The 1,635-nt window shown below is 38.2% G+C and carries 1 protein-coding gene; it reads right to left on the bottom strand.

Annotated elements, in window-relative coordinates:
- Positions 1 to 149 precede the first annotated feature (149 nt).
- A complete protein-coding gene (locus tag AC1RNS_RS26415; RefSeq protein ID WP_492996776.1) occupies positions 150 to 1,526 on the bottom strand; it encodes an IS4 family transposase in 1,377 nt (458 codons plus the stop codon).
- Between the last annotated feature and the right edge of the window lie 109 nt (positions 1,527 to 1,635).

Raw genomic sequence — 1,635 nt, 5'->3', positions numbered from 1 at the left:
CCATAGCTGTCAACTTAAGATTTCTACACATCTAATCAAATGATTTTATAATTAGAAATGATAGGTTTCATTTATCGTTAAAATGGGAAAAAGTATTATAGACATATCCAAATAAACCCCTCTAGGCGAGTTGGTTATATTTGGATATTTTACGTGAATTGAAGGCGTTGAAAGGCTGTTCCTTTGGTGGACTTTGATTTCCGAGCCGTCTTGAGCAGGAACTCGGTGGTCAAATGGATAAAGTCTTTCAATGCATTCTCTTTTTTTATGCATTCTTCATATAGCTTCGGTAAAATCTCTGTCGCGATACTACGAATGGCCACCATCTCACTAATTTCTATGCCCTTCTCCTTCCAGATGAAGTTTCTTATTTGATAGGCCATCAATTGACTAATAAAATAAACTAGGATGGTCCCATATAAATGACAAAGCCACCTGTCTTTCTTCATCACTTTGAAGTGGTTGATGCCTAAATCAGATTTCCACACTTTAAAATGCAACTCAATTTGCCAACGTAAGCGATACAATTCCATGATATGACGAGCAGACATCCACTCTGGCAGATTCGTCATATAAATCGTAATACCTGCTAAATCACGTACCACTTGTTTGGGCACCTTTCCTGATTTCTGGGCTCGTCGATTAATTTTTTTGATGTGTTGCGCTTTCCCCTGCTCATCATGGGAAAAAATAATACAACGAGCTGGAAAATGAGCATCCCGTCCAAAATAAACACCCTCTAATTCTAAAAGTTCCTCTGGTAGTAACTTTTTACAAAGTGCCACGAAATCAATGCGATGATAAAGGCTACTTTGAATAACCTCACCATTTGAGTGATAGGAAGGAAATAGATTTTCGAAAGCGGCATACGCATCTGTCCGTATTTTTGTAATAAAAAAACCCTTTTTTTCCTCGATTTTTTTTAATTGTTCGAAGTTAAAATAACCCAAATCTTGTAGACAAAGTTCATGTTCTGTCAGAAACGGAATCCGCATGGCACCTACTTTCGCATCATTCATTCGGTGAAAAGCAACGTGAAGAAATGTCGATTGACCGGATAAAAGATCCAATTCAAATTGAATTTTGGCGGATGCTTGTTTGGTTTTTTGAGCGCGCTTTTGAAAACGATCTGGTACACTAACTGTGGTGGAATCAAGTACCCGAATACTGGTAAATGGCCATGGTTCAGACAGAGAGAGCGAAGAAAAAGATAGTTGATGTTGTGCCCATACGAATTCTTGAATGAGTCGTTGTAAAAAAGCTGTGGCTTCCGGGGTAAATTTTTTATCCATGGCTGCCCGACTAATGGAAATGGCTTGTTTCATTTGTAAGGTTGTGCATAACTCTTGGATTGAGCAATCTGCTAAATTCCCATGGACATGAAACAATAAGGATAGGAAGTCACTCGCAGAGACTAGTCGCTTTCTTTGAATAAAACCCGTTTCTTTGGCTATTTCATCTACTCTTTCAGGACAAATGACTTCAAATAGCTTTTGGAGTAATTGTATATGTTTCGGTGTCGACATCAAAAGCACCCCTTCCCAAAAAAGTTTTGTATATATCTATACCACTTTTTAGAAGAAGTACACATTTCTTAAGTTGACAGCTATGGTCGAGTAGCCTTGCACTCCAATC

This window comes from Lysinibacillus sp. GW821-FHT14F06 (assembly GCF_058803665.1).
The sequence above is the reverse complement of the archived record's forward strand: the minus strand, read 5'-3'. Positions and strand labels throughout refer to the sequence as shown.